Here is a 25,268-nt window from a genome sequence, read left to right as displayed (position 1 = left end):
GGGTGGGAGGCCGTGTGCGCGCATGTGGCTCGTGCGCCGGGTCACATCGGGGTTCTTGCGGCGGGTGCTTCGAGGGGCCTTGAGGTCCTGAAACCCCTGTCCCGTAAGGGATCTCGCTCCCGAGGGAGGGGTGGCTCCGGGGGTGGCGGGCGTTCGATTTGGCAGACCACCCCTCAACCCCTGTATAGTCATCATCAACGCAAGGGGGCAACGCCCCCGGGGCGGACGAGAGAAAGCCCCACAGCGTGCCCCTTTAGCTCAGTCGGCAGAGCGTCTCCATGGTAAGGAGAAGGTCTACGGTTCGATTCCGTAAAGGGGCTCCACCACTTGATGAGGTTCCGGTCCACTCAGGTGGGTGGCCGGTGGATCCGCACCGGCCTAGACCGGGGCGGATCCCTTCGTGGTTCCGGTCCGTTCCAACCGGGGCGGGGTAGCTCAGTCGGTAGAGCAAGCGGCTCATAATCGCTGTGTCGTCGGTTCAAGTCCGGCCCCCGCTACCAACCCACTGACCCCTGAGGCCGAGTACTCAGGGGTTGTTGTGGGTCTCGAGCAGTGTTCGTACTGCGCCCAGGTAATGTCTCCAGCGAGAAAGGCACTCCGAAGTGGCTGCCACAGACGTGAGGCCGAAGATCACCCTGGCCTGCCAGGAGTGCAATCACCGGAACTACATCACGCGCAAGAACCGTCGGAACACCCCCGACCGTCTGACGATCAAGAAGTTCTGCCCGAACTGCCGCAAGCACAACGAGCACCGCGAGACGCGCTAGTCTCTCGGCGCCCGTAGCCCAGGCAGGGAGCGGTCAGCTTCTCGTAGACTCCAGCCCGGTGAGCCAACCGCTCACCGGGCTGTTCGCTGTGTACGGCCCCCGCCGTCACCGCGGACCCGACACCGTCGTTTCCACATCCGAGAGGCAGAGCGTGGCGATCAACCCTGACTACCTCGGCCGGGAATATCCCGCCCCCGAGGTGTACGAGGTGACCCGCGGCAAGATCCGCGAGTTCGCCGAGGCCATCGACGATCTCAACCCGGTCTACCTGGACCGGGCCTCGGCCAAGGCCATGGGGCACCCCGACGTCATCGCCCCGCCGACCTTCCCGGTCATCCTCGGTATGGCCGGCTCCGCGCTGGCCATCGCCGACCCCGACCTGGGCGTCGACTTCTCCCGGGTCGTCCACGGCGACCAGGGCTTCCACTACAGCCGGCCGCTGTACGCGGGCGACGTCCTCAGCACGGTCACCCGTATCACCGGGATCAAGGCCCTGGGCGGCAACGAGCTGCTCACCCTGGAGACGGTCGCCGAGGCGGCCGACGGCGAGCACGTGGTGACGGCGAGCATGATGCTCGTCGTCCGGGGTTCCTAGGAGACGGGGAGAGACGATGAGCAGGCTCAAGTACGACGACGTCGAGACCGGCGCCACGATCCCCGAGCGGACCTTCCCGGTCCGCCGTCTGGACCTGGTCCGCTACGCGGGCGCCTCCGGCGACTTCAACCCCATCCACTGGAACGAGCGCTTCGCCAAGTCCGTCGGCCTGCCCGACGTGATCGCGCACGGCATGTTCACGATGGCCGAGGCCGGACGGCTCATCACCGACTGGACCGGGGACCCCGGCAGTGTCGTCGACTACTCGGTGCGTTTCTCGGCGCCCGTGGTGGTCCCCGACGACGATCAGGGAGCCGAGATCACCGTCGGCGGCAAGGTCAAGTCCAAGAACGACGACGGGACCGTCACCGTCATGCTGACCGCCCGTTCCGCGGGCGCCAAGGTCCTGGCCAAGGCCTCCGCCGTCGTGCGGCTGGCCTGACCCGCCCCCCACGCCCGTGTCCGCTTCTTTCGCAAGTCGAGGTAAGACCGTGTCCACGATGCTCGCCGACCACACCACGCTCGGACTGGGAGGCCCCGCCAAGGCCTTCCACACCGCCTCCTCTACGGACGAACTGATCCGACTGGTCACCGAGGCCGACCGCGCCGGAGAGCGTGTGCTCGTGCTCGGTGGCGGCAGCAACCTGGTGGTCGCCGACGACGGCTTCCTCGGGACCGTGATCCTGGTCGCGTCCCAGGGTGTGACCCTCACCGAGGACGGGACCGACCCGGAGACCGGTGAGGACGTCGTCCTGCTGCGGGCGGACGCGGGTGTGGAATGGGATCCGCTGGTGGAGCGGACCGTCGCCGAGGGGCTCAACGGCGTCGAGTTCCTCTCCGGCATCCCCGGTCGGGTCGGCTCCACGCCGATCCAGAACGTCGGGGCCTACGGCCAGGACGTCTCCCAGACCATCCGTGAGGTGCTGGTCCTGGACCGTGTCACGGGCGAGCGGATCACCATGTCCAACGCCGACTGTGGTTTCACCTACCGGGACAGCGTCTTCAAGGGGAGCGACCGTCACGTGGTGTGCGAGGTGGTCTTCGAGCTGCGTCGTGGACCGTCGAGCCGTCCGGTCCGTTACGCCGAGGTCGCCCGCACCATGGGTGTGGACGCGGGGGACCGGGTGCCCCTGGAGAAGGCGCGCGAGGTCGTCCTGGGGCTGCGTCGGGGCAAGGGCATGGTCCTGGACCCGGCCGACCCCGACACCCGGAGCGCCGGTTCGTTCTTCACCAACCCGGTGCTGTCGCCGGAGGAGTACTCGGCCTTCCGTGAGCGCGCCGCCGGGCGTCTGGGCGCCGAGGCCGAGATCCCGGGACACCCGGACGAGGCGGGGAACGTGAAGCTCTCCGCCGCCTGGCTGATCGACCGGGCCGGCTTCACCAAGGGCTATGGGGACGGCCCGGCGAGGATCTCGGGCAAGCACACGCTCGCCCTGACGAACCCGGGCGGGGCGACCACGGCCGATCTGCTCGACCTGGCGCGCGAGGTGCGCGCGGGGGTGGAGAAGGCCTTCGGGGTGCGCCTGGTCAACGAGCCGGTGATGGTCGGCGTCTCCCTCTGACCGTCACCCGGGCGTGCGCCCAAGAAATGTGTTGGGCGCACCGAACTCGCTTTTTCGCCCTTCCTGATAAATCAATTCGCCGATGCGACGAATTGCCAGTGCAAAAAGTCCACTGGTAATGTTCTTTCCGTCGAAGGGGAGTAGTCCCCAATGCGTGCGGTCGACATGCTGGATGTACATCCCGGCCGCATGAGCCCGACTCCGACGGGCGGACGAGACCTTTGACCCGGTAGGAAACGACCGGGTTGAAGGGGCGTTATCCGCTTCCTTCCGCCCAATAAGGACAGCGGGAGCACGATGTCGGCCTTTATCCTCGGCCTCGGTCTGAGCGCCATCGCCATCTTCATCGCCGAAATGGGAGACAAGACCCAACTCGTCGCGATGTCCCTGGCGACCCGTTATCGGGTGCGCACCGTTCTTCTCGGCATCACCGCCGCCACCGCGCTGGTCCACCTCGGCAGCGTCTTCATCGCCGAGGTGCTCGGCGCGACCCTGCCCACCGATTGGCTCACCCTCGCGGCCGGGCTCGCCTTCCTCTTCTTCGGGGCGTGGACCCTGAGGGGCGACGAGATGACCGACAAGGACGAGGAGCGGGCCGCCTCCCGACGTATCCGCTCCGGCTTCATGACCGTGTTCGTGGTCTTCCTCGTGGCCGAACTCGGAGACAAGACCATGCTGGCGACCATCACCGTCGGCACACAGCACCACTGGCTGCCGGTGTGGATCGGCTCCACCGTCGGGATGGTCGCCGCGGACGCCATCGCCATCGCCATCGGCGCGGTCCTGGGCAAGAAGCTCCCCGAACGCGCCATCCGGATCGGCGCGGCGGTGCTGTTCTTCGTGGCGGGCGTCGCGATGCTCGGCCAGGGCGCCTGGATGCTCCTGGCCTGAGCCGGCCGGGACCGCGGCCCCGGCCGATCACCCCTCGAGAGGCTCCGGAGGCGCGGCCAGCCAGGCGTCCACACCGGCCGAGAGTTCCTTCTTGAGGGCGTCGGGGGCCCCGGAGGCCCGAATGGACATACGGGCCAGCTCGGCCAGTTCGGGGTCGGTGAACCCGAAGACCTCGCGTGCGATCCGGTACTGCTCCACCAAGCGGGGGCCGAACAGCAGCGGGTCGTCGGTGCCCAGGGCGATGGGCACGCCCGAGTCGAAGAGCCGGCGCAACGGCAGGTGCTCCACCTGCTCCACCACGCCCAGACCCACGTTCGAGGTCGGGCAGACCTCCAAGGTGACCCCCTGGGTGGCGATCCGCTCCACCAGGTACGGATCCTCGATGGCCCGCACCCCGTGGCCGATCCGGTCGGCGTCCAGTTCGTCCAGGCACTCGCGCACGCTGCGCGGCCCGTTCAGCTCACCGCCGTGCGGCGCCGACAACAGTCCGGCGCGCTTGGCGATGCGAAAGGCCGACTCGAACTCGCGCGCACGGCCTCGGCGCTCGTCGTTGTTGAGGCCGAACGAGACCACGCCCCGTCCCACGTACTGGCGTGCGAGCCGGGCCAGGGCGCGAGCGTCCAGAGGGTGCCGGGTCCGGTTGGCGGCCACCATGATCCCCACACCCACGCCGGTCTCGCGTTCGGCGATCCGGGCGGCGTCCAGGATCAACTCCAACGTGGCGGTCAGTCCGTCGAACCTGGAGGCGTATCCGCTCGGGTCGACCTGGATCTCCAGCCAGCCCGAGCCCGCGGCCTTTTCGTCCTCGGCGGCCTCGAGCAGCAGGCGGTACATGTCCTCGGGCTCCTTGAGCACCGAGCGGGCGATGTCGTACAGGCGCTGGAAGCGGAACCAGCCGCGTTCGTCCGTGGCGCGCAACCGGGGCGGCCATTCCTCGACGAGGGCCTGGGGGAGGTGGACCCCCCGCAGCTCGGCCATCTCCACGAGGGTGTCGTGGCGCATCGAGCCGGTGAAGTGCAGGTGCAGATGGGCTTTGGGCAGCCGGTCCAACCGGCGGGCGCTGGTCGGTGTCTCCATGAAGTAAGACTGCCGCATGAACACCCCCGCTCGCACCGAGATCGACGACACCGTGGCCGGCGCCGCACACGAAGGGCCCCGGGCGGAACGTCGCCCGGGGCCCGGTGGAGCGTGGAGACTACTCGGCCTCGGCCAGCAGGTTCTGGATCCGGGTCACGCCCTCGACCAGGTCCTCGTCGCCGAGCGCGTACGACAGACGCAGGTAACCGGGGGTGCCGAAGGCCTCGCCCGGGACCACCGCCACCTCGGCCTCCTCCAGGATGAGCTCGGCCAGCTCGGCCGAGGTCGCCGGGGTACGGCCGCGGATCTTCCGGCCGAGCACGCCCTTGACGGACGGGTAGACGTAGAACGCGCCCTCGGGCTCGGGGCAGACCACACCGTCGATCTCGTTGAGCATGCCCACGATGGTCCGACGCCGGCGGTCGAAGGCCTTCCGCATCTCGTCGACCGCGGTCAGGTCGCCCGAGACGGCGGCCAGGGCGGCGGCCTGAGACACGTTCGCGACGTTGGACGTGGCGTGCGACTGGAGGTTGGAGGCGGCCTTCACCACGTCCTTGGGGCCGATGATCCACCCCACGCGCCAGCCCGTCATCGCGTACGTCTTGGCGACGCCGTTGACGATGACCGTGCGGTCCGCGATCTCGGGGACCTCGACCGGCAGCGAGCTGAACTCGGCGTCGCCGTAGACGAGGTGCTCGTAGATCTCGTCGGTCAGCACCCACAGGCCGTGCTCGTCGGCCCAGCGGCCGATGGCGCGGACCTGCTCGCGCGGGTAGACGGCGCCGGTGGGGTTGGACGGCGAGACGAACACCAGGACCTTGGTGCGCTCGGTGCGCGCGGCCTCCAGCTGCTCGACGTCGGCGAGGTAGCCGGTGCTCTCGTCGGTGACGACGAAGACGGGAACACCGCCCGCGAGCTTGATCGACTCGGGGTAGGTGGTCCAGTAGGGGGCGATGACGATGACCTCGTCGCCCGGGTCGAGCATGGCGGCGAAGGCCTCGTAGATGGCCTGCTTGCCGCCGTTGGTCACCAGGACCTGGGAGGGGTCGACCTCGAGGCCGGAGTCGCGCAGCGTCTTCTCCGCGATGGCCTTCTTCAGCTCGGGAAGCCCGCCGGCCGGGGTGTAGCGGTGGAAGCGGGGGTTCCGGGCCGCGTCGACCGCGGCCTCCACGATGTAGTCGGGCGTCGGGAAGTCCGGCTCGCCGGCACCGAAGCCGATGACGGGACGGCCCTCCGCCTTCATGGCCTTGGCCTTGGCGTCCACCGCGAGGGTGGCGGACTCGGAGATGGCGCTGATGCGCGCGGACACACGAGGTCGGTCAGTCATGTGCTCCATGGTGTCACGTGCCCTTCCTTCGCGTCGGGTGGAAGGTCACACACCGGATGGGGCGATCGACCGGTTTGGCCGAGAACAGGGGAGGGCGTACACTTGCTCGCGTCGGTCGGCTTCGTTACACAGCCGTCACATCACTCAAGGTTGTGCGACGGCTCTCGATACCGGCTATGGTGGGGAACGAAGTTTCCGCAAAGGGCAGTGGCTCAATTGGCAGAGCACCGGTCTCCAAAACCGGCGGTTGGGGGTTCGAGTCCCTCCTGCCCTGCAAGTCCGCGCGGTACGGGGTGGCGATCCGTCGCCACCCCGCCGTGAGGGGCGACGGAACTTACGGGGAATGAAGCAACCCGCGACCCTAAGGACCCCAGGTGACTCAGACTGACGCCGACGCCAAGCCCGACAAGGAGCCCAAGCGTCGTACCGGTCCGGTGACGTTCACCAAGCAGGTCGTCGGCGAACTCCGCAAGGTCCGCTGGCCCACGCGCAAGGAACTGGTCACCTACACGATCGTCGTCCTGGTCTTCGTCGTGATCGTCCTCGCCTACGTCTCTCTGCTCGACTTCGCCTTCGGTGAGGCCGTCACCTGGCTCTACAGCACCTTCGGCCGTCCCGCCGGGGTCTGATCGCACCTCTCGGGGGAGACCCCGTCCACGGGGTGGAGGCGTGTCGATTCCGCCTCTCCCCTTCCTTCCTCGTCCGCGCGTTGGTCCCGCGTCGCCCGGAGAGACCGTAAGCTGGCAGAACTGGGTTCGACGCACGGCCTGTTCGGCGTGCGTCGCACGCCCTAGCGAATCCGACGAGAGAAAGAGCAGCCGTGTCCGAGTCCCCACTGACCTCTGACGACTTCCCCGAAGAGGAGCCGGTTCAGTCGTCGGCGGAAGAGACCGGCCTGGCGGGCGAGCCGTCCGAGGACGCGGCGGTCGACGCCGAGAACCCGGAGCTCGCCGGGGAGGCCGGAGAGGCCGACGGGAGTGACGACGAGGCCGAGGCCGCGCCCGAGACGCCCCGTCTGGACCCCGTCGAGGAGTTCAAGAACGAGCTCATCCTTCTGCCCGGCGACTGGTACGTCGTGCACACCTACGCGGGTTACGAGAAGCGGGTCAAGGCCAACGTCGAGAGCCGGACCCAGTCCCTCAACATGGAGGAGTACATCTTCCAGGTCGAGGTGCCCGAACACGAGGTCACCGAGGTCAAGAGCGGCAAGCGCCAGCAGGTCACCGAGAAGGTGCTGCCGGGCTACGTGCTCGTCCGCATGGACCTGACCGACGAGTCCTGGGCCGCGATCCGCAACACCCCGGGCGTCACCGGATTCGTGGGCCTGTCCAACAAGCCCGCGCCGCTCAGCCTCATGGAGGTCGCCAAGCTGCTGGCCCCCGAGCCCGAGGAGGAGCCGGAGCAGACCCCGCAGGCCAAGGCCGCGGCCGGTGGCGAGGCGCGTTCCGACGTGGCCTACGAGATCGGCGAGTCCGTCACGGTGATGGAGGGTCCGTTCGCGACCCTGCCCGCCACGGTCAGCGAGATCAACGGCGACACCCAGAAGCTCAAGGTGCTCGTCTCGATCTTCGGTCGTGAGACCCCGGTCGAGCTCTCCTTCAACCAGGTCGCCAAGATCTGACGAGGTGGGGTTCTCCCCACACTCCGCCCGGACCACTGTCCGGGCGACGTAGACTTGGTGGGTCCACCCTCATCGGGGGTGGGCCCACCGTCGCGTGCGGCACCCGACTCTCGTCAGGGTGGGGCACGCGCCCGGCCCGTCCGGTCCCGACGGGCCGTCGCCCGCGCATGGACGTGGGAAAGCCTCCTTCGGCAGCGGCCCGACCGCGGTCCTCGTGACCCGGACGTGCCGTCAGGGAGGCAGGGGCCGGCACACAATGCAGATCAGGCAAAGGACCCGATATGCCTCCGAAGAAGAAACTCGCCGCACTCGTCAAGGTGCAGCTGCCCGCCGGTCAGGCGACCCCGGCGCCGCCCGTCGGTACCGCTCTCGGTCCGCACGGCGTCAACATCATGGACTTCTGCAAGCAGTACAACGCTGCTACAGAGGGCCAGCGCGGCAACGTCATCCCCGTAGAGATCTCCATCTACGAGGACCGTTCCTTCAGCTTCGTCACGAAGACGCCGCCGGCGCCCAAGCTGATCCTGAAGGCCGCCGGTCTGGACAAGGCCAGTGGCGAGCCCGGCCGCAGCAACAGCGGTTCGATCAGCGCCGACCAGGTCCGTGAGATCGCGCAGACCAAGCTGCCCGACCTCAACACCGACGACATCGAGGCCGCCACCAAGATCGTCGCCGGTACCGCCCGTTCCATGGGCATCGAGGTCAAGTAGCCCCCGCGAGGGATCGCTCGACGGCAAGAACCACCGTGGCAGGGCCAGGCGCTGGCCCAAAGACCACACGTTCCCGTAGGAGAACAGCGTGAAGCGCAGCAAGAACCACCGCAAAGCCAACAACCTGGTGGACCGGGACCGGCTCTACAGCCCCGCCGAGGCTCTGAAGCTGGCCAAGGAGACCACCAGTGTCAAGTTCGACGCGACCGTCGAGGTCGCCCTGCGTCTGGGCGTCGACCCGCGCAAGGCCGACCAGATGGTCCGCGGCACCGTGAACCTGCCGAACGGCACCGGTAAGACCGCTCGGGTCCTGGTCTTCGCGACCGGTGAGCGTGCCGAGCAGGCTCGCGCGGCCGGCGCCGACATCGTGGGCGACGACGACCTGGTCACCCAGGTCCAGAACGGCTTCCTCGACTTCGACGCCGTCGTGGCCACCCCGGACCTGATGGGCAAGGTCGGTCGTCTGGGCCGCGTGCTCGGTCCGCGTGGCCTCATGCCCAACCCCAAGACGGGCACCGTCACCCCGGACGTGGCCAAGGCCGTGACCGACATCAAGGGCGGCAAGATCGAGTTCCGCGTGGACCGCCACGGGAACCTGCACTTCATCGTCGGCAAGGTCTCCTTCGACGAGAGCAAGCTGCTGGAGAACTACCAGGCCGCGATCGACGAGGTGAACCGCCTCAAGCCGTCCGCCGCCAAGGGTCGTTACATCAAGAAGGCCGTGGTCACCACCACGATGGGCCCGAGCATCCCGCTCGAGGCCTAAGTCCTCTTCCGGCCCTCGGGTCGTGTACGACGCCTGAGACGGCCCCCGTCCCTCCCCGGGACGGGGGCCGTCCGCGTTCCGGGGAGGGGCACGCTCCTCCCCGGTGAGTCCCGGATCACCCGGCGTTCTCCATCGTCGTGGACGAGCACCCCGGAACGTCCGTTAGTATTGGGTTCTGCCGAAGACCGCTGGTCGTCACCCGCTCGGGTGACCTAAGGACCCGTTCCAGGATGGGCGCCCGCGCAGGTGTCACCAGAGCTTTCCCGTTCCGACCCACGCTCACGCGCGGGTTCAGAGAACGTGGTCGTGCCCCGTGCGCCTCGCGCTCGGGGCTTTTTCTCGTGCTGACGCCGATCGTGGAAGTCCTTGGGAATCACCAGCGTTCACTGTTGGAAGGAGTCCCATGGCGAGGCCGGACAAGGCAGCCGCGGTCGCCGAACTCGCGGACGAGCTCCGTGAGTCGAACGGCGCCGTGCTGACCGAATACCGGGGGCTCACTGTCGCGCAGGTCACTGAACTGCGCCGCAGCCTCGGTCAGAACGCGCGTTTTCGCATCGTCAAGAACACGCTGACCAAGATCGCGGTCAAGGAGGCCGGCGTCGACGAGCAGATCACCGATCTGCTCGAGGGCCCGTCCGCCATCGCCTTCGTCCACGGGGACGTCGTCGAGGCCGCCAAGGGTCTGCGTGACTTCGCGAAGGCGAACTCGCCTCTGGTGATCAAGGGCGGGATCATCGACGGCAAGTCGATGTCCGCCGAGCAGGTCACCAAGCTGGCCGATCTGGAGTCCCGAGAGGTTCTCCTCTCGAAGCTGGCCGGTGCGCTCAAGGCCAAGCAGGGCCAGGCCGCCGCCGTCTTCCAGGCGCTGCCCTCCAAGACTGTGCGTCTCGCGCAGGCTCTGGCGGACAAGCGTTCCGAGGAAGCCGCTTAAACCTTTTGAACCACGGCGGGTGCCGACGGCGCCCGGCCACCGGCTCGCACGCTGTGCCGTTGGCGCGCGTGTCATCAGAGAAAGAGAGATCGCATCATGGCGAAGCTCAGCAACGAGGAACTGCTCGAGGCGTTCGAGGGCATGACCCTCCTTGAGCTGTCCGACTTCGTGAAGCTGTTCGAGGAGAAGTTCGACGTCACCGCCGCCGCCCCGGCCGCCGTGGCCGTCGCCGCTCCGGGTGCCGCCGGCGGCGACGCCGGTGCCGCCGAGGAGAAGGACGAGTTCGACGTCGTCCTCGAGTCCGCCGGTGACAAGAAGATCCAGGTCATCAAGGAGGTCCGCGGCCTCACGAGCCTGGGCCTGAAGGAAGCCAAGGACCTGGTCGACAACGCTCCGAAGGCTCTCCTCGAGGGCGTCAACAAGGAGGCCGCTGACAAGGCCAAGGCCGCCCTCGAGGGCGCCGGCGCCACCGTCACCCTCAAGTAGTCCTCCGCGGGCCTCAGAAGCCCGCTGGTCTGCCTGAAGCGGCCGTTCCTCCCAGGGAGGGGCGGCCGCTTTCGTGTGCGCGGACATCGGGTCGCATATCGGTCGGACCGCTTTCCGGGGCGGGGGAGTGGCCGGAACACGCCTTTCCAAGTCGTTCGCGACGCCGTGTCCGTTCCGGTTCGAGGCGTGTGATGTGCGAAGCTGGGTCGGTCCCGGAGCCTTGGGCCCGTGGTCGTGGGGCTCGCGTGTGCGAACTGTCCCCGGGACGCGATAATCTCCCGTCCCGGGAATCCTGACGGGCCCCGGTGGAGAGTGTTTACCCGCTTTGGGCGGGGGAACCCTTTCCGGTGTCCGTTGGCTCACACCCCCATGGGGCCAGGGGCGGGCGCGCTGTTTCACCCTGACGGTCCAGGGTCCTCCCCCGGGGTGTGCGTGACGACGTTCCACGTTGTCGGGCTTGACGGATCGCCCTCGACGGGTGATCCTTCGGGTGTCGTGAGAGACGTTGTGGACCGTGAGTGGACAGCGGTGTAGTGTTCGGCTACACTGCTCTTTTGCGCTGCCCTTTGGTGATCCCTGTGCCGGTGTACGGCTTCCGTCATTCCGTTCAATACTCCGGATCCGGAAGGCCCGTTCCCGCTCGATGTGACCGTCTCAACCGTGTTGCGGCGGTCCTTCTCGTGACGGATCGTCTGGCGTGCGCGCTTCAACCGCCACAAGCCTTCGGAAGGACCCCTGTTGGCAGCCTCGCGCAACGCCTCCGCTGACGCCCTTGGTCCGCACCGCGTTTCCTTCGCCCGTATCCAGGAACCCCTCGCGGTTCCCAACCTTCTGGCTTTGCAGACCGAGTCGTTCGACTGGCTGCTGGGCAACGACACGTGGAAGACGCGGGTGGAGACGGCCCGCAACGCCGGCCGCAAGGACGTTCCGGAGCAGTCCGGTCTCGAAGAGATCTTCGAGGAGATCAGTCCGATCGAGGACTTCTCGGGCACGATGTCGCTGTCTTTCCGCGACCATCGGTTCGAGCCGCCCAAGTACTCCGAAGAGGAGTGCAAGGACAAGGACATGACCTTCTCCGCCCCGATGTTCGTCACGGCGGAGTTCATCAACAACGACACCGGTGAGATCAAGAGCCAGACGGTGTTCATGGGCGACTTCCCGCTCATGACCGCCAAGGGCACCTTCATCATCAACGGCACCGAGCGTGTCGTCGTTTCCCAGCTGGTCCGCTCTCCGGGCGTGTACTTCGACAAGTCCGTGGACAAGACCTCGGACAAGGACCTGTTCGGCTGCAAGGTCATCCCGTCCCGCGGCGCCTGGCTGGAGTTCGAGGTCGACAAGCGCGACTTCGTCGGCGTCCGCATCGACCGCAAGCGCAAGCAGGGCGTCACCGTCCTGCTCAAGGCGCTGGGGTGGACCACCGACCAGATCCTGGAGCGTTTCGGCCAGTACGAGTCGATCCGCAACACCCTGGAGAAGGACCCCACCGCGGGTACCGACGACGCGCTGCTGGACATCTACCGCAAGCTGCGCCCGGGGGAGCCGCCCACGAAGGAGTCGGCCCAGGCGCTGCTGGAGAACCTGTACTTCAACCCCAAGCGCTACGACCTGGCCAAGGTCGGTCGGTACAAGATCAACAAGAAGTTGGGTCTGGACACCGACTACACCCAGGGCACCCTCACCGAAGAGGACATCGTCGCCACGATCGACTACCTCGTCCGCCTGCACGCGGGTGAGGTCGAGAAGGAGACCGTCTTCGGCCTCCGTCCGATCGAGACCGACGACATCGACCACTTCGGCAACCGCCGCCTGCGCACCGTCGGCGAGCTCATCCAGAACCAGGTCCGTCTGGGTCTGGCCCGCATGGAGCGCGTCGTCCGGGAGCGGATGACCACTCAGGACGTCGAGGCGATCACGCCGCAGACCCTGATCAACATCCGTCCCGTCGTCGCCTCCATCAAGGAGTTCTTCGGCACCTCGCAGCTGTCCCAGTTCATGGACCAGACCAACCCGCTCGCGGGTCTGACCCACAAGCGTCGCCTCTCGGCGCTGGGTCCGGGCGGTCTGTCCCGTGAGCGCGCGGGCTTCGAGGTCCGAGACGTCCACCCGTCCCACTACGGCCGCATGTGCCCGATCGAGACCCCTGAAGGTCCGAACATCGGTCTGATCGGTTCGCTCGCCGCCTACGGCCGGGTGAACTCCTTCGGTTTCGTGGAGACCCCCTACCGCAAGGTCATCGACGGTCGCATCAGCGAGCAGATCGACTACCTGACCGCGGACGAGGAGGACCTCTACGTCATCGCGCAGGCGAACACGCCGCTGAACGCCGACGGGAGCTTCGCCGAGTCGGGTGTGCTCGTGCGCCGTAAGGGCGGGGAGTTCGAGCAGGTCGACACCTCCGAGGTCGACTACATGGACGTGTCGCCGCGCCAGATGGTGTCGGTCGCCACCGCCATGATCCCCTTCCTGGAGCACGACGACGCCAACCGCGCGCTCATGGGTTCCAACATGCAGCGCCAGGCCGTGCCGCTGCTGCGCGCCGAGGCGCCCTTCGTCGGTACCGGCATGGAGTACCGCGCCGCCACCGACGCCGGTGAGGTCATCCTCGCCGAGAAGGCCGGTGTGGTCGAGGACGTCACCGCCGACTACGTCACCGTGATGGCCGACGACGGCACGCGCAAGACGTACCGGATGGGCAAGTTCCAGCGCTCCAACCAGGGCACCTGCTTCAACCAGCGCCCCATCGTCCACGAGGGCCAGCGGGTCGAGGTCAAGCAGGTCCTGGCCGACGGTCCGTCCACGGACCAGGGCGAGATGTCGCTGGGCAAGAACCTCCTCGTGGCGTACATGTCCTGGGAGGGCCACAACTACGAGGACGCGATCATCCTCTCCCAGCGTCTGGTGCAGGACGACGTCCTCTCCTCGATCCACATCGAGGAGCACGAGGTCGACGCCCGTGACACCAAGCTGGGCCCGGAGGAGATCACCCGCGAGATCCCCAACGTCAGCGAGGAGGTCCTGGCCGACCTCGACGACCGGGGCATCATCCGCATCGGCGCCGAGGTCGTCGACGGCGACATCCTCGTCGGCAAGGTCACGCCCAAGGGTGAGACCGAGCTGACCCCGGAGGAGCGTCTTCTGCGCGCCATCTTCGGTGAGAAGGCCCGCGAGGTCCGCGACACCTCCCTGAAGGTCCCGCACGGCGAGACCGGCAAGGTCATCGGCGTCCGCGTCTTCAGCCGCGAGGAGGGCGACGAGCTCGCCCCCGGCGTCAACGAGATGGTCCGGGTCTACGTCGCCCAGAAGCGCAAGATCACCGACGGTGACAAGCTCGCCGGTCGTCACGGCAACAAGGGCGTCATCGCCAAGATCCTGCCCCAGGAGGACATGCCCTTCCTGGAGGACGGCACCCCGGTCGACATCATCCTCAACCCGCTCGGTGTTCCCGGTCGTATGAACGTCGGCCAGGTACTCGAGGTCCACCTGGGCTGGCTGGCCAAGAACGGCTGGGTGGTCGAGGGGGCCGAGGAGGAGTGGCAGAAGTCGCTGCACGCGATCGGCGCGTCCGACGTCGAGCCGAACTCCCGTGTGGCCACGCCGGTCTTCGACGGCCTGCACGGCGACGAGCTGAGCGGCCTCATCAAGTCGGTCCGCCCGAACAAGGACGGCAACCGTCTCATCAACGACGACGGCAAGGCCCGCCTGTTCGACGGTCGTACCGGTGAGCCCTTCGCCGAGCCGATCTCCGTCGGTTACAAGTACATCCTGAAGCTCCACCACCTCGTGGACGACAAGATCCACGCCCGCTCCACCGGTCCGTACTCCATGATCACGCAGCAGCCGCTGGGTGGTAAGGCGCAGTTCGGTGGTCAGCGCTTCGGTGAGATGGAGGTCTGGGCGCTGGAGGCCTACGGTGCCGCCTACGCGCTCCAGGAGCTGCTCACCATCAAGTCCGACGACGTGGTGGGTCGCGTCAAGGTCTACGAGGCCATCGTCAAGGGCGAGAACATCCCCGAGCCGGGCATCCCTGAGTCCTTCAAGGTGCTCATCAAGGAGATGCAGTCGCTCTGTCTGAACGTGGAGGTGCTGTCCAGTGACGGTATGTCCATCGAGATGCGGGACAGCGACGAGGACGTCTTCCGCGCCGCGGAAGAACTGGGAATCGACCTGGGTCGGCGTGAGCCGAGCAGTGTCGAAGAGGTCTAACTTCCGCATTCTTCGAGAGCAGGGGACGAATTAAGTGCTCGACGTCAACTTCTTCGACGAGCTGCGTATCGGTCTCGCCACGGCCGACGACATCCGCCAGTGGTCGCACGGCGAGGTCAAGAAGCCCGAGACCATCAACTACCGAACCCTCAAGCCCGAGAAGGACGGACTCTTCTGCGAGAAGATCTTCGGCCCGACCCGGGACTGGGAGTGCTACTGCGGTAAGTACAAGCGTGTCCGCTTCAAGGGCATCATCTGTGAGCGCTGCGGCGTCGAGGTGACCCGTGCCAAGGTGCGCCGTGAGCGGATGGGCCACATCGAGCTGGCCGCTCCCGTCACGCACATCTGGTACTTCAAGGGTGTGCCCTCCCGCCTGGGCTACCTGCTGGACCTGGCGCCCAAGGACCTCGAGAAGATCATCTACTTCGCGGCCTACATGGTCACGTGGGTGGACACCGAGGCCCGCGAGCGCGACCTCCAGTCGCTCGAGGCCCGGATCTCGGTCGAGAAGCAGCACCTGGAGCAGCGCCGCGACTCCACCATCGAGGAGCGCCACCGCAAGCTCGAGGCCGACCTGGCCGAGCTCGAGGAGCAGGGTGCCAAGGGCGACGCGCGCCGTAAGGTGCGCGAGGGCGCGGAGCGCGAGATGCGTCAGCTCCGCGACCGTGCCCAGCGCGAGATCGACCGTCTCGACGAGGTCTGGAGCCGTTTCAAGAACCTCAAGGTCCAGGACCTCGAGGGCGACGAGATGCTCTACCGCGAGATGCGGGACCGCTTCGGGAAGTACTTCCGCGGTGGCATGGGCGCTCAGGCGATCCAGGACCGCCTCTCCAACTTCGAGCTGGAGGAGGAGGCCGAGAAGCTCCGTGAGACCATTCGCACCGGCAAGGGCCAGAAGAAGGCCCGCGCCCTGAAGCGTCTCAAGGTCGTCTCGGCGTTCCTCAACACCACCAACAGCCCCATGGGCATGGTGCTGGACTGCATCCCGGTCATCCCGCCGGACCTGCGTCCGATGGTGCAGCTGGACGGTGGCCGCTTCGCGACCTCTGACCTCAACGACCTGTACCGTCGCGTCATCAACCGGAACAACCGCCTCAAGCGGCTTCTGGACCTGGGCGCGCCCGAGATCATCGTCAACAACGAGAAGCGGATGCTCCAGGAGGCCGTCGACGCGCTGTTCGACAACGGCCGCCGCGGTCGCCCGGTCACCGGTCCCGGTAACCGTCCGCTCAAGTCGCTGTCCGACATGCTCAAGGGCAAGCAGGGACGTTTCCGTCAGAACCTGCTCGGTAAGCGAGTCGACTACTCCGGCCGTTCGGTCATCGTCGTCGGCCCGCAGCTGAAGCTGCACCAGTGCGGTCTGCCCAAGCAGATGGCCCTGGAGCTGTTCAAGCCGTTCGTGATGAAGCGTCTGGTCGACCTGAACCACGCGCAGAACATCAAGAGCGCCAAGCGCATGGTCGAGCGGTCCCGCCCGGTCGTGTGGGACGTCCTCGAAGAGGTCATCACCGAGCACCCGGTTCTGCTCAACCGCGCCCCGACGCTGCACCGCCTGGGCATCCAGGCCTTCGAGCCGCAGCTGGTCGAGGGCAAGGCCATCCAGATCCACCCGCTCGTGTGCACCGCGTTCAACGCGGACTTCGATGGTGACCAGATGGCCGTGCACCTGCCGCTGTCCGCCGAGGCCCAGGCCGAGGCGCGGCTGCTGATGCTGGCCACCAACAACATCCTCAAGCCGTCCGACGGTAAGCCCGTGACCATGCCCACCCAGGACATGATCATCGGTCTGTACTACCTGACGACGGAGCGGGCCGGCGCCGCGGGCGAGGGTCGCGCGTTCCGCTCCCCGGCCGAGGCCATCATGGCCTACGACCTGGGAGACCTGGACCTGCAGGCGAAGATCCGTCTGCGGATCTCCGACGGCGCTCCGGCCCCCAAGGACTGGACCCCGCCGGAGGGTTGGCAGCAGGGCGACACCTACGTCCTGGAGACGACCCTGGGTCGGTACCTCTTCAACGAGGCCACCCCGGTCGACTACCCGTACGTCAACTTCCAGGTGGGCAAGAAGCAGGTCTCGGTCCTGGTCAACGACCTGGCCGAGAACTACCCGAAGGTCCAGGTCGCCACGACCCTGGACGCCCTCAAGGACGCCGGTTACCGCTGGGCCACCAGGTCCGGTCTGACCATCGGCATCGAGGACGTCGTCGCGCCTCCGCAGAAGGAGGAGATCCTCGGCAACTACGAGCGCAAGGCCGACAAGATCCAGCGCGAGTACGACCGGGGTCTGATCACCGACGACGAGCGCCGTCAGGAGCTCACCGAGGTGTGGACCCAGGCCACCGCCGAGGTCGCCAAGAACATGGAGGAGAACTTCCCCTCCGACAACCCGGTGTGGATGATGGTCCAGTCCGGTGCCCGTGGTAACCCGATGCAGGTGCGTCAGATCGCCGGTATCCGCGGTCTGGTCTCCAACACCAAGGGTGAGACGATCCCGCGCCCGATCAAGTCCTCCTACCGTGAGGGCCTGTCCGTGCTGGAGTACTTCATCTCCACGCACGGTCAGCGCAAGGGTCTGGCCGACACCGCCCTGCGTACCGCCGACTCGGGTTACCTGACCCGTCGTCTGGTGGACGTCGCGCAGGACGTCATCGTCCGCGAGATCGACTGTGGCACCGACCGTTCCCTCTGGCACGAGATCGGTGAGAAGAACGCCGCCGGTGTCGTGGTGCGCAAGCACAACGTCGAGAACACCGGTTTCGGCCGGACGATCTCCGAGGACGCGGTGGACGCCGACGGCAACGTCGTCCTGCCCGCCCTGTCCGACACCTCCGAGCAGAACATCGACAAGCTGGTCGCCGCCGGGATCACCCGCGTGCGCATCCGTTCGTCGCTGACCTGTGAGGCGAAGATCGGTGTCTGCACCACCTGCTACGGTCGCTCCATGGCGACCGGTAAGCCGGTGGACGTCGGTGAGGCGATCGGTATCATCGCGGCCCAGTCCATCGGTGAGCCCGGTACCCAGCTGACCATGCGTACCTTCCACATGGGTGGTTCGGCCGGTCAGGACATCACCCACGGTCTGCCCCGTGTCCAGGAGCTCTTCGAGGCCCGCATCCCCAAGGGTGTGGCCCCGATCTCCGAGATGGAGGGCCGGATCCGGATCGACGACACCGAGAAGAGCCGCAAGATCGTCGTCATCCCGGACGACGGCACCGACGAGATCGCCTACCCGGTCCCGATGCGTGCCCAGCTCCTGGTGAGCGACGGCGACCACGTCAAGGTCGGTCAGCAGCTCATCCAGGGCGCGATCAACCCGCACGAGGTTCTTCGCATCCAGGGCCCGCGCGCGGTGCAGCAGCACCTCGTGTCGGAGGTCCAGGAGGTGTACAAGTCGCAGGGTGTGTCCATCCACGACAAGCACATCGAGATCATCGTTCGCCAGATGCTCAAGCGAGTGAACATCCTGGAGTCCGGTGACACCGAGCTGCTGCCCGGTGAGATGGTCGAGCGGCCCAAGTTCGAGCGGATCAACCGACGCGTGGTGTCCGAGGGCGGCCAGCCCGCCGCCGGACGTCCGGTCCTGCTGGGTATCACCAAGGCCTCGCTGGCCACGGAGTCCTGGCTGTCGGCGGCCTCCTTCCAGGAGACCACCAGGGTCCTCACCGAGAACGCGATCCACGGCAAGAGCGATCCTCTGCTCGGCCTCAAGGAGAACGTCATCATCGGTAAGCTCATCCCGGCCGGTACGGGTATTCCTCAGTACCGCAACGTTCGGGTCGAGCCGACCGAGGAGGCCAAGGCCTCGATGTACTCGGTCTCCGGGTACGAGGAGCCGAGTGAGTACACCTTCGGTCAGGGTTCGGGCGAGGCCGTGCCGCTGGAGGAGTACGACTTCGGGCCGTACAACCGGTAAGCACCAGCCTGAACGTTGGCTGAGCTGACGGCGGCGGTCGGTCACCCCCATGACCAGGGGGTGGCTCCGCCGCCGTTTTCTGTTGTCGGTCGACACACCGCTGTGTTGACGGGGAGATGGCGCCAAGGCGCCGGCGGGAGAGCAGGAAAGTGACTGATAACGGGGGCGGAGAGCCGGGGAACCGGTCGCCCGGAGGGGACGCGGACTCGTGGTTCAAGCCCAGTGAGAACCGTTTCCGCAAGCAGTCCGAATACCAGGATCCGATGGACGAGCAGGGCGCGCCCGAGGGCGACGCCCCGGCCGATGGTGCCGCGGTCTTTCCGGACAGCGGTGGTTACGCGGGGCTGAGCGCCTCACGTCCCGCTCTGGCCGACCCGTATCCGGACGCTCTGGGCGTTCCGCCGTCGTCGCACGGCGTCGACCCCTCGCCCGCGCCCTCGGAACCGACGGCGGCGCCGGGCGCCCTCTCCTACCCGGGGGCGGGCACGAGCGCCTACCAGCCCCTGACCCGGGTGCCGGGCGAACCCCGGCCGGCCTGGGAGGCACCCGGTGCGCCGGAGCGGCCGTCCGAACCGAGGACGCCCTCCTTCGGTGCCGGGGGAGGGGAGGAGCCCTGGGGTTCCACGGAGCCCGCGTGGTCGAACGACCCCGGAACCGGGGGCACCGCCCTCTCCGGCCCCGAGACCGCGCCGATCCCGACGGAGGCCCCCGCGTGGGGGGCTCCCGAGCCCTCGCACGACCTTCCGGGCTCCGACGCCCATGAGCCCTCCGCGTGGGGTTCGGTCCCCTCGTCGTTCGGTTCGGTCGAACCGGGGACCGAACGTCCCTTCGAACCGGAGCCCTCCGGCGCTCCGGAGGCATGGGAGCCGAGGGCGGAACAGCCCAGGGAGGCACCGTCGTGGGGTTCCTCGGACACCTCTCACGGCTCTCTCTCGGCCGATCCGGTGGAGCCCTCCGCCTGGGACGCGCCCTCCGGTGGGGCGGCCGAGCCGTCCGCCTGGGACGCCCCCGAGACCTCACAGGACCGTGTCGAGCCCTCGGCCTGGGGAGCGTCCGAGCCCGAACGGCTCACGGAACGCGACCCCTCCGAGGCCCCGTTCGAGACCTTCGGGGGCCAGACCCCGGACCGACCCGGGCCGCCCGAGGCCTCGTGGACACCGGGCACCGGTTCCGAGGCCCCCGCGTGGGGCGGCCCGGAGTCCTCGCGCGACCTTCCCGGTTCCGAGCCCGAGGAGCCCTCCGCCTGGGGGGCCACGGCCGCGTCGTTCGGTTCGGTCGAACCGTCGTACGAGCACGCACCCGAAGCGGAGTCCTCCGAGAACCCGTTCAGGGACCCGCCGGCGGCGACCCGTGATCCCCTCGCGGCCGATCCGGTGGAGCCCTCCGCCTGGGACGCGCCCTCCGGTGGGGCGGCCGAGCCGTCCGCCTGGGACGCCCCCGAAACCTCCAGGGACCTCGGTGAGGACCAGTGGGATCGTCGCCCCGAGGCGGGGACGTTCGACGAGCCCGCGTCGGAATGGGACACGGATCCGGCCGAACCTTCCTGGGAGCCGCGGACCCCCGCTTCCGAGGGGACCCCCGAACCCTTCCCGACCGGTGGTTACCCGGGCATCGCGGCCAGTGCCGAGGTCCCGCTGCCCCCGGAGGGGGTGGAGGACGTCGAACGCGTGCCCGCGCCGGACTCCTGGGCCTCCACGAGCACCGACGCGTGGTCCGACGCCCCCTCGGGGCACGAGGATCCGCTCGGCGACGTTCGGGAGGACCGGTCCCCGGCGACGGAGCACTCCTCGCCCATGAACACCGACGCCTGGAACGATCCCCGGGCCTGGGGGGACGACGCGGATCCGCTGTCGGACCCCCCGCGCGAGTGGCGGGACACCGATGAGCGTTCGGAGGAGGGACGTCCCTTCGCTTCGGACGACGAGGACCGTCCGGCGTGGGGAGAGGGCGACCCGCTCTCCGATCCCGGCGCCTCCCGCTGGGACGACCCGACCCCCTCCTACGGAGGGGACGGGTACGACGACGAGCTCTCTCCGAGGTCGTCGCGGCCCTCCCACGACCGCTACGAGGAGCGTGCGGACGACCCCCTCGGCGGGGGATCGTCCTACGACGATCGTTACGAGGACGAGCTCTCCGCGAAACCCGCGGCCCCGGGGACCTTCCCCGACGACGGGGGCCTGGGCGCGGGCAGCGGCAACACCTGGGCCTTCGACCGCGACGACCTGCGCCTGCCCGACGTGGTGCGGGACGCGGAACGACGCCGTCGGGAGGCGGCCCCGGAGGGGCCGACCTACCGTGAGTGGGGCGAGGACCCCCTGTCGGACGAGCGGAGCGCGGCCCCCGACACCGGGGAGCTCTCCGCGGCCGTCCCGACCTCGGACGATCCGCTGGCGGCCATCGCCGATATGCAGTCGCGGGCCAGGGAGAAGGAGCCCTGGGGCGAGGACGAGGACGGTTACGCGGACGAGTACCGCGGTCCCGCCGAGCCGGAGGCCTCCTGGAACCGAGGGGCGGCGGGCGCCACTCAGATGTTCACCGCGCCCTCCTTCGAGGACGGGCCGTCGGATCGAGCCCCCTACGGGCCGGGCGACGACTCTCCGTTCGCCGACGACCGCGGCTACCCGGACCGGTCCCATGACGACCGTGGGTACGGGGATCTGGACGATTTCGGTCCGGACGAGGACGATCGGTTCTATGACGAGCGGGGCGGTTTCGACGACCGCGGCGGCCCCGCTCCGGTGTCCGCCGGCATCCCCTCGGATCTGGGCGGCGAGCCCTCCTACGATCAGGGCGGATCGGCCGAGGCCTGGAACGGACCGACGGATCGACCGGCCTCGGCCGAGGACGACCCGAACGTTCCGGTCGATGACGAGGGTCGGGACGATCCGGAGTACGACGACGGGTTCACCCCCGCCGACTACGGGATGTCCGAGAGGCCTCGGCCGGCCAAGCGCCGCCGGGACCGGATCGCCGAGGACTTCCCGGGCTTCGAGGACCGGCCCCTCGGCGGGGAACCGGGCGACGCCTACCCCGGCTACGACAGTGTCGACTTCCTCGCCGACACCGAGCCCGGGGCGAATCTGACCCTCTGGTTGGGTGTGGCCTCGCTCATCCCGGGCCTGGGCGTCATCACCGCGATCATCGCGTTGTTCGTCACCGGCCCCAAGGCCAAGAGGGCGATCCGCGAGTCGAGGGGAGAACTCGACGGTCTCGGTCTGATCACCACTGGAACCGTGTTCGCGGTGATCGGGATCCTGGTCACGGTGATCTCCGTGCTGCTGTTCGTCGTGCTGTAGAGCCCAGGCCGATCGTGCCCGTGGCCCGGACACCGTCCGGGCCACGGGCCGTTCTGTTGTGCGGAGCAGGCCCGCGCCCGGGGGCGCACCATCATTGTGGCCGAATTCGGCCACTGGTGACCTCGTTGTTTTCATGCGACCGCCGTCGGCATGTAGTCCGCCTGTGACCTGCGAATTCATAGGTATTATGAAGAACTTTATTTCTTTTACACATTGCTTGTGGGTGCTTGTTGAGCTGTCCTAGATCTTGGTTGACCTGGGGTTTTGTCGAATCCTTGTTCTCTGGTGGTGGGCTTGCCTAGAGGTGCTTCTCAGCAGCCTATCCACTGTGTTACGTTCCAGTTGTTCCCACGGAAGGAGGTGATTTGTAATGAACAAGGACATCGATCTGAGCGCTATCGAGATCTCCGATCTGATTAGCGAGACCGAGCAGTCGGACGACGCTCTCTCTCAGGTTATGGCCGCGTCGTGCACCACGACCGGTTGTGCCTGCAGTTCTTCCTCGTCGTCCACCTGATTCTAGGTGTACCTGAGTTGCTGTTGGGTGTGTGGATTGCGCACCCAACAGCATCTTCGGGTCTTTTGAATGACTGGCATGATCATATATTCCGGGTCACCAGGAGTCCTTTAGTGCATTTTCTCGTGACCATTCCTATGTCCAAATACGACCTATCGGTCGCGGACCGGTACCGCTCTATGGTCTCGGAGCTCTTCTCCCGCGGTGGCCGGCTCCCCATCGGTGACCACTACTTCCTTCGGACCTGGGACCAGCGGACAGCGGGCGAGTGTGTCCAGGCGGTCATCGAAGTCGAGGACGCCGAGGCCCCGGGGGTTCTCGATGTGGTCAACGGGGTGGCCAGGGAGAACGGTTTCGAGGCGGACGTCCGGGAGACTCCGCCGGCAGAGGTGCCTTCCCCGCTCTGGAACGTCGGGTTCGCTGGGATCTCCTTCGACCGTGTCTCCAAGGCGCTTTACCGGGACGCCTCACCTCTGGCATCCGAGTTCGCCGGGGCGGCACGGGAGAGCGTGGGGGGCGCGTACCGCCTCGCGCTACGCCTCATGGCCGAGCATGACAAGGCCACCCTGGTTGGTTCCGAACAGCGCGGGGTCAGTCCGCTCGGTTTCGGTGATCTTCTTTCCACGCGGCTGTTGAGCTTTCGCTCGCACTATGAGGGTATGGCCGCCAGGGTGAGGGACCGGGAGTCCTTCGAGGGGCGTTGCGAGAAGTACTACGAGGATTTCGGGCACTATGCCAGGGGGCTGGTCTCCTCCTGTATGGAAAGTGAAAATCCTACCGATGATCCTCATATGCGGCAGTGGGCATTGAACATATCCGAGACCACGAAGCCGCTGCGTGAGGAAGTTCGCGAAGGTCGAATCGTCAATGTCGGCCTCACGCTCGACGATCTTAACCGTGATCGTGAAACCCTTCTTTCGCCGGCCGGTTTCCACGCTTTCGGTGCTGATTCCGAGGCTTTTCAGTACCTCATGAACAGCGATCCAGATTTCATGGCCTTTCGAATCCAGGCCGGCCTTCTCTATAGCTGCCTGCACACGATCGGTTTCAGTCTGCCGGAGCGCTTCGTGCTCTGTTATATCCTCGGGCGCGCCAATGAGGACGTGTCCGGTAAATCCGCGAACGAACTCCAGGAGCGGCTGATGTCCGTCGCGGAGGGGATGTACGCACGGACCGACCCGGCCCGGGAGGGACAGTGGTCCTGATCCAGCCCGGGATGCCTGAGGCGTCACGGCCGGACCCCGGGAGACGCGCATGAATCCCGACCAGGCGACGATCGACCCCCTTACGGAGCTGCGCCGTGTCACGGCCCTGCTCTCCCCTTACGGGCTGGTGTCCGGGAGCCTCGCGCTGCCCCGACCCGAGGGAGAACCCGGCTTCGAGGTCTACGCCGCGAGCCTCGGTGATCCCTCGAAGGTCTTGGACAACCTCCGTGGCTGGAACCGCGGGGCCGACATGGGCAACATGAACGGTGCGGGCAGCGCTCTCACCCCCGAACGCGCTCGACTCGTCTCGCTCGCCGAGTCCCTCGAACGCTACTCGACGTGTGCCTGGGACGAGGGCGGACTGACGGTCGCGTCCGAGTCCGAGCTCGACGTGGAATACGTGTCCCCGTCTCGCTGGCCCCGCTGCTCCGCCGAGGAACTACGGAGCGAGCACTGCGGCCTGCGCGAGTACGACCCGACCCTGCCGATCCGATGGGTACGCGGATGGTCGCTCACTAGGCGGCGCGAGGTCCTCGTCCCGGCTCAGGCGGTGTACATGCACATGCCCGAGCGCTCGCCGTCGGAGCGCTTCACCCGAGGGATCACGACCGGATCGGCGGTGCACACCGACCTCAGATCCGCCGTCCTGGGTGGACTGCTCGAAGTGGTCGAACGCGATTCGATCTCCCTGGTGTGGCTGCGGCGACTGCGTCTCCCGGAGTTGTCGGTGGATGCCGGGCTCATGGATCCCATCGACGGCGATCATGTTCGGGAGGGGGCCTCCGGCCCTTTCGACGTCCGGTTCTTCGACGCCACGACGGACTTCGGTGTCCCGGTCGTCTACGCGTTGCAGCTGTCCGACGTCGACGAAAGGATCGCGCAGGTCGTGTGCGCCACGTGTGAGAGCGATCCGGGAAGGGCGGTGGCCAAGATCTACCGGGAGCTGGCCTCCCTGCGGGTGGCGGTGCGTGCTCACGCCGCCGGAAACCCCGTGGTCAGGCCCGAGCCCGGAGAGGTGAGTGTGGCCGGAGGCGCCGCCTATAACGCCGACATCTCGCGCCGCCGCGTGTTCGACTTCCTCCTGCGGGGGGAGCGGGAGAGACGCCATATCGCCACGATGCCAGGGGCCTTGGACAAGGACGATCCGCTCGGTGACGCGGTCGAGCGCTTGGCCGACCGGGGCGCCGAGGTTCTCGCTGTGGACATCACCACCGACGAGGCCAGACAGGTCGGGATGCACGCGGTCAAGGTGGTGGTGCCCGAGGCCATGCCGCTCTCCTTCATCCACGCCGAGCGCTACCTGGCCACCGAGCGACTGCGCACGGCGCCTCGGGCCATGGGAGTCGAGAGCCACGGTCCGGAGTTCGTCAATCCCGAGCCACAGCCATTCGCGTAAGC

Annotated in this window: 19 protein-coding genes and 3 tRNA genes; 20 read left to right on the top strand and 2 right to left on the bottom strand. The window is 67.5% G+C overall.

Annotated elements, in window-relative coordinates:
* The first annotated feature begins 247 nt into the window (after window positions 1-247).
* The 7 genes from D451_RS0121365 to D451_RS0121335 all read left to right on the top strand — a co-directional run bounded on the left by D451_RS0121365 (window position 248) and on the right by D451_RS0121335 (window position 3,815).
* A tRNA-Thr gene (locus tag D451_RS0121365) sits at window positions 248-323 on the top strand.
* A 101-nt stretch (window positions 324-424) separates the two neighbouring features.
* Window positions 425-500, top strand: a tRNA-Met gene (locus D451_RS0121360).
* Between the two features lie 102 nt (window positions 501-602).
* Window positions 603-767: a 50S ribosomal protein L33 gene (rpmG, locus tag D451_RS0121355; protein ID WP_026125254.1), complete on the top strand. Its 165-nt coding sequence runs from the start codon at window positions 603-605 to the stop codon at window positions 765-767.
* A 151-nt stretch (window positions 768-918) separates the two neighbouring features.
* Complete coding sequence (locus D451_RS0121350) at window positions 919-1,362, top strand: MaoC family dehydratase N-terminal domain-containing protein (RefSeq protein ID WP_017535906.1); 444 nt, start codon at window positions 919-921, stop codon at window positions 1,360-1,362.
* A gap of 16 nt (window positions 1,363-1,378) precedes the next feature.
* Complete coding sequence (locus tag D451_RS0121345; RefSeq protein WP_014912200.1) at window positions 1,379-1,804, top strand: MaoC family dehydratase; 426 nt, start codon at window positions 1,379-1,381, stop codon at window positions 1,802-1,804.
* 58 nt (window positions 1,805-1,862) lie between these two features.
* A complete protein-coding gene (locus D451_RS0121340; protein WP_193789622.1) occupies window positions 1,863-2,924 on the top strand; it encodes a UDP-N-acetylmuramate dehydrogenase in 1,062 nt (353 codons plus the stop codon).
* Window positions 2,925-3,221: 297 nt separating this feature from the next.
* Window positions 3,222-3,815: a TMEM165/GDT1 family protein gene (locus tag D451_RS0121335; RefSeq protein WP_014913226.1), complete on the top strand. Its 594-nt coding sequence runs from the start codon at window positions 3,222-3,224 to the stop codon at window positions 3,813-3,815.
* Between the two features lie 27 nt (window positions 3,816-3,842).
* Here the strand turns inward: D451_RS0121335 and D451_RS0121330 are convergent, their stop codons facing one another.
* On the bottom strand, window positions 3,843-4,892 hold the full coding sequence (locus D451_RS0121330) for an adenosine deaminase (protein WP_026125253.1): 1,050 nt from the start codon (window positions 4,890-4,892) through the stop codon (window positions 3,843-3,845).
* A 118-nt stretch (window positions 4,893-5,010) separates the two neighbouring features.
* On the bottom strand, window positions 5,011-6,219 hold the full coding sequence (locus tag D451_RS0121325; protein ID WP_051067485.1) for a pyridoxal phosphate-dependent aminotransferase: 1,209 nt from the start codon (window positions 6,217-6,219) through the stop codon (window positions 5,011-5,013).
* A 201-nt stretch (window positions 6,220-6,420) separates the two neighbouring features.
* On the opposite strand from D451_RS0121325, the gene D451_RS0121320 reads away from it, so the two are divergent.
* From D451_RS0121320 to D451_RS0121260, 13 genes are all read left to right on the top strand, one after another.
* A tRNA-Trp gene (locus tag D451_RS0121320) sits at window positions 6,421-6,493 on the top strand.
* A gap of 100 nt (window positions 6,494-6,593) precedes the next feature.
* Entirely contained in the window at window positions 6,594-6,848 is a 255-nt protein-coding gene (secE, locus tag D451_RS0121315) for a preprotein translocase subunit SecE (RefSeq protein ID WP_014912925.1), read from the top strand.
* A 191-nt stretch (window positions 6,849-7,039) separates the two neighbouring features.
* On the top strand, window positions 7,040-7,840 hold the full coding sequence (nusG, locus tag D451_RS0121310; RefSeq protein ID WP_014911994.1) for a transcription termination/antitermination protein NusG: 801 nt from the start codon (window positions 7,040-7,042) through the stop codon (window positions 7,838-7,840).
* A 281-nt stretch (window positions 7,841-8,121) separates the two neighbouring features.
* The gene (gene rplK, locus D451_RS0121305; RefSeq protein WP_014910186.1) at window positions 8,122-8,550 is read left to right on the top strand and encodes a 50S ribosomal protein L11; all 429 of its coding nucleotides are present in this window, start codon (window positions 8,122-8,124) and stop codon (window positions 8,548-8,550) included.
* Window positions 8,551-8,638: 88 nt separating this feature from the next.
* Window positions 8,639-9,316, top strand: a complete 678-nt coding sequence (rplA, locus tag D451_RS0121300; protein ID WP_014910862.1) for a 50S ribosomal protein L1 — start codon at window positions 8,639-8,641, stop codon at window positions 9,314-9,316.
* Window positions 9,317-9,719: 403 nt separating this feature from the next.
* Window positions 9,720-10,247: a 50S ribosomal protein L10 gene (rplJ, locus tag D451_RS0121295; RefSeq protein ID WP_014910739.1), complete on the top strand. Its 528-nt coding sequence runs from the start codon at window positions 9,720-9,722 to the stop codon at window positions 10,245-10,247.
* A 96-nt stretch (window positions 10,248-10,343) separates the two neighbouring features.
* Entirely contained in the window at window positions 10,344-10,733 is a 390-nt protein-coding gene (gene rplL / locus D451_RS0121290; RefSeq protein ID WP_014912576.1) for a 50S ribosomal protein L7/L12, read from the top strand.
* Between the two features lie 738 nt (window positions 10,734-11,471).
* Complete coding sequence (gene rpoB, locus D451_RS0121285) at window positions 11,472-14,939, top strand: DNA-directed RNA polymerase subunit beta (protein ID WP_017535903.1); 3,468 nt, start codon at window positions 11,472-11,474, stop codon at window positions 14,937-14,939.
* 34 nt (window positions 14,940-14,973) lie between these two features.
* On the top strand, window positions 14,974-18,852 hold the full coding sequence (locus tag D451_RS0121280) for a DNA-directed RNA polymerase subunit beta' (RefSeq protein WP_014908532.1): 3,879 nt from the start codon (window positions 14,974-14,976) through the stop codon (window positions 18,850-18,852).
* A gap of 149 nt (window positions 18,853-19,001) precedes the next feature.
* Window positions 19,002-22,148: a hypothetical protein gene (locus tag D451_RS0121275; protein WP_152472958.1), complete on the top strand. Its 3,147-nt coding sequence runs from the start codon at window positions 19,002-19,004 to the stop codon at window positions 22,146-22,148.
* Window positions 22,149-22,518: 370 nt separating this feature from the next.
* Window positions 22,519-22,665, top strand: a complete 147-nt coding sequence (locus D451_RS27465) for a thiocillin/thiostrepton family thiazolyl peptide (RefSeq protein WP_017535902.1) — start codon at window positions 22,519-22,521, stop codon at window positions 22,663-22,665.
* Between the two features lie 137 nt (window positions 22,666-22,802).
* Window positions 22,803-23,870 (top strand): hypothetical protein, encoded by a 1,068-nt coding sequence (locus tag D451_RS0121265; RefSeq protein ID WP_017535901.1) that lies wholly within the window; start codon window positions 22,803-22,805, stop codon window positions 23,868-23,870.
* 49 nt (window positions 23,871-23,919) lie between these two features.
* Window positions 23,920-25,266 carry a YcaO-like family protein gene (locus D451_RS0121260; protein ID WP_017535900.1) on the top strand — a complete coding sequence of 449 codons (1,347 nt, stop codon included), beginning with the start codon at window positions 23,920-23,922 and terminating at the stop codon, window positions 25,264-25,266.
* Window positions 25,267-25,268: the final 2 nt, after the last annotated feature.

The sequence above is a fragment of the Nocardiopsis alba DSM 43377 genome (assembly GCF_000341225.1).
In the GTDB taxonomy this organism is placed as follows: Bacteria; Actinomycetota; Actinomycetes; order Streptosporangiales; family Streptosporangiaceae; genus Nocardiopsis; species Nocardiopsis alba.
This window is presented reverse-complemented; position numbering and strand designations above follow the sequence as displayed.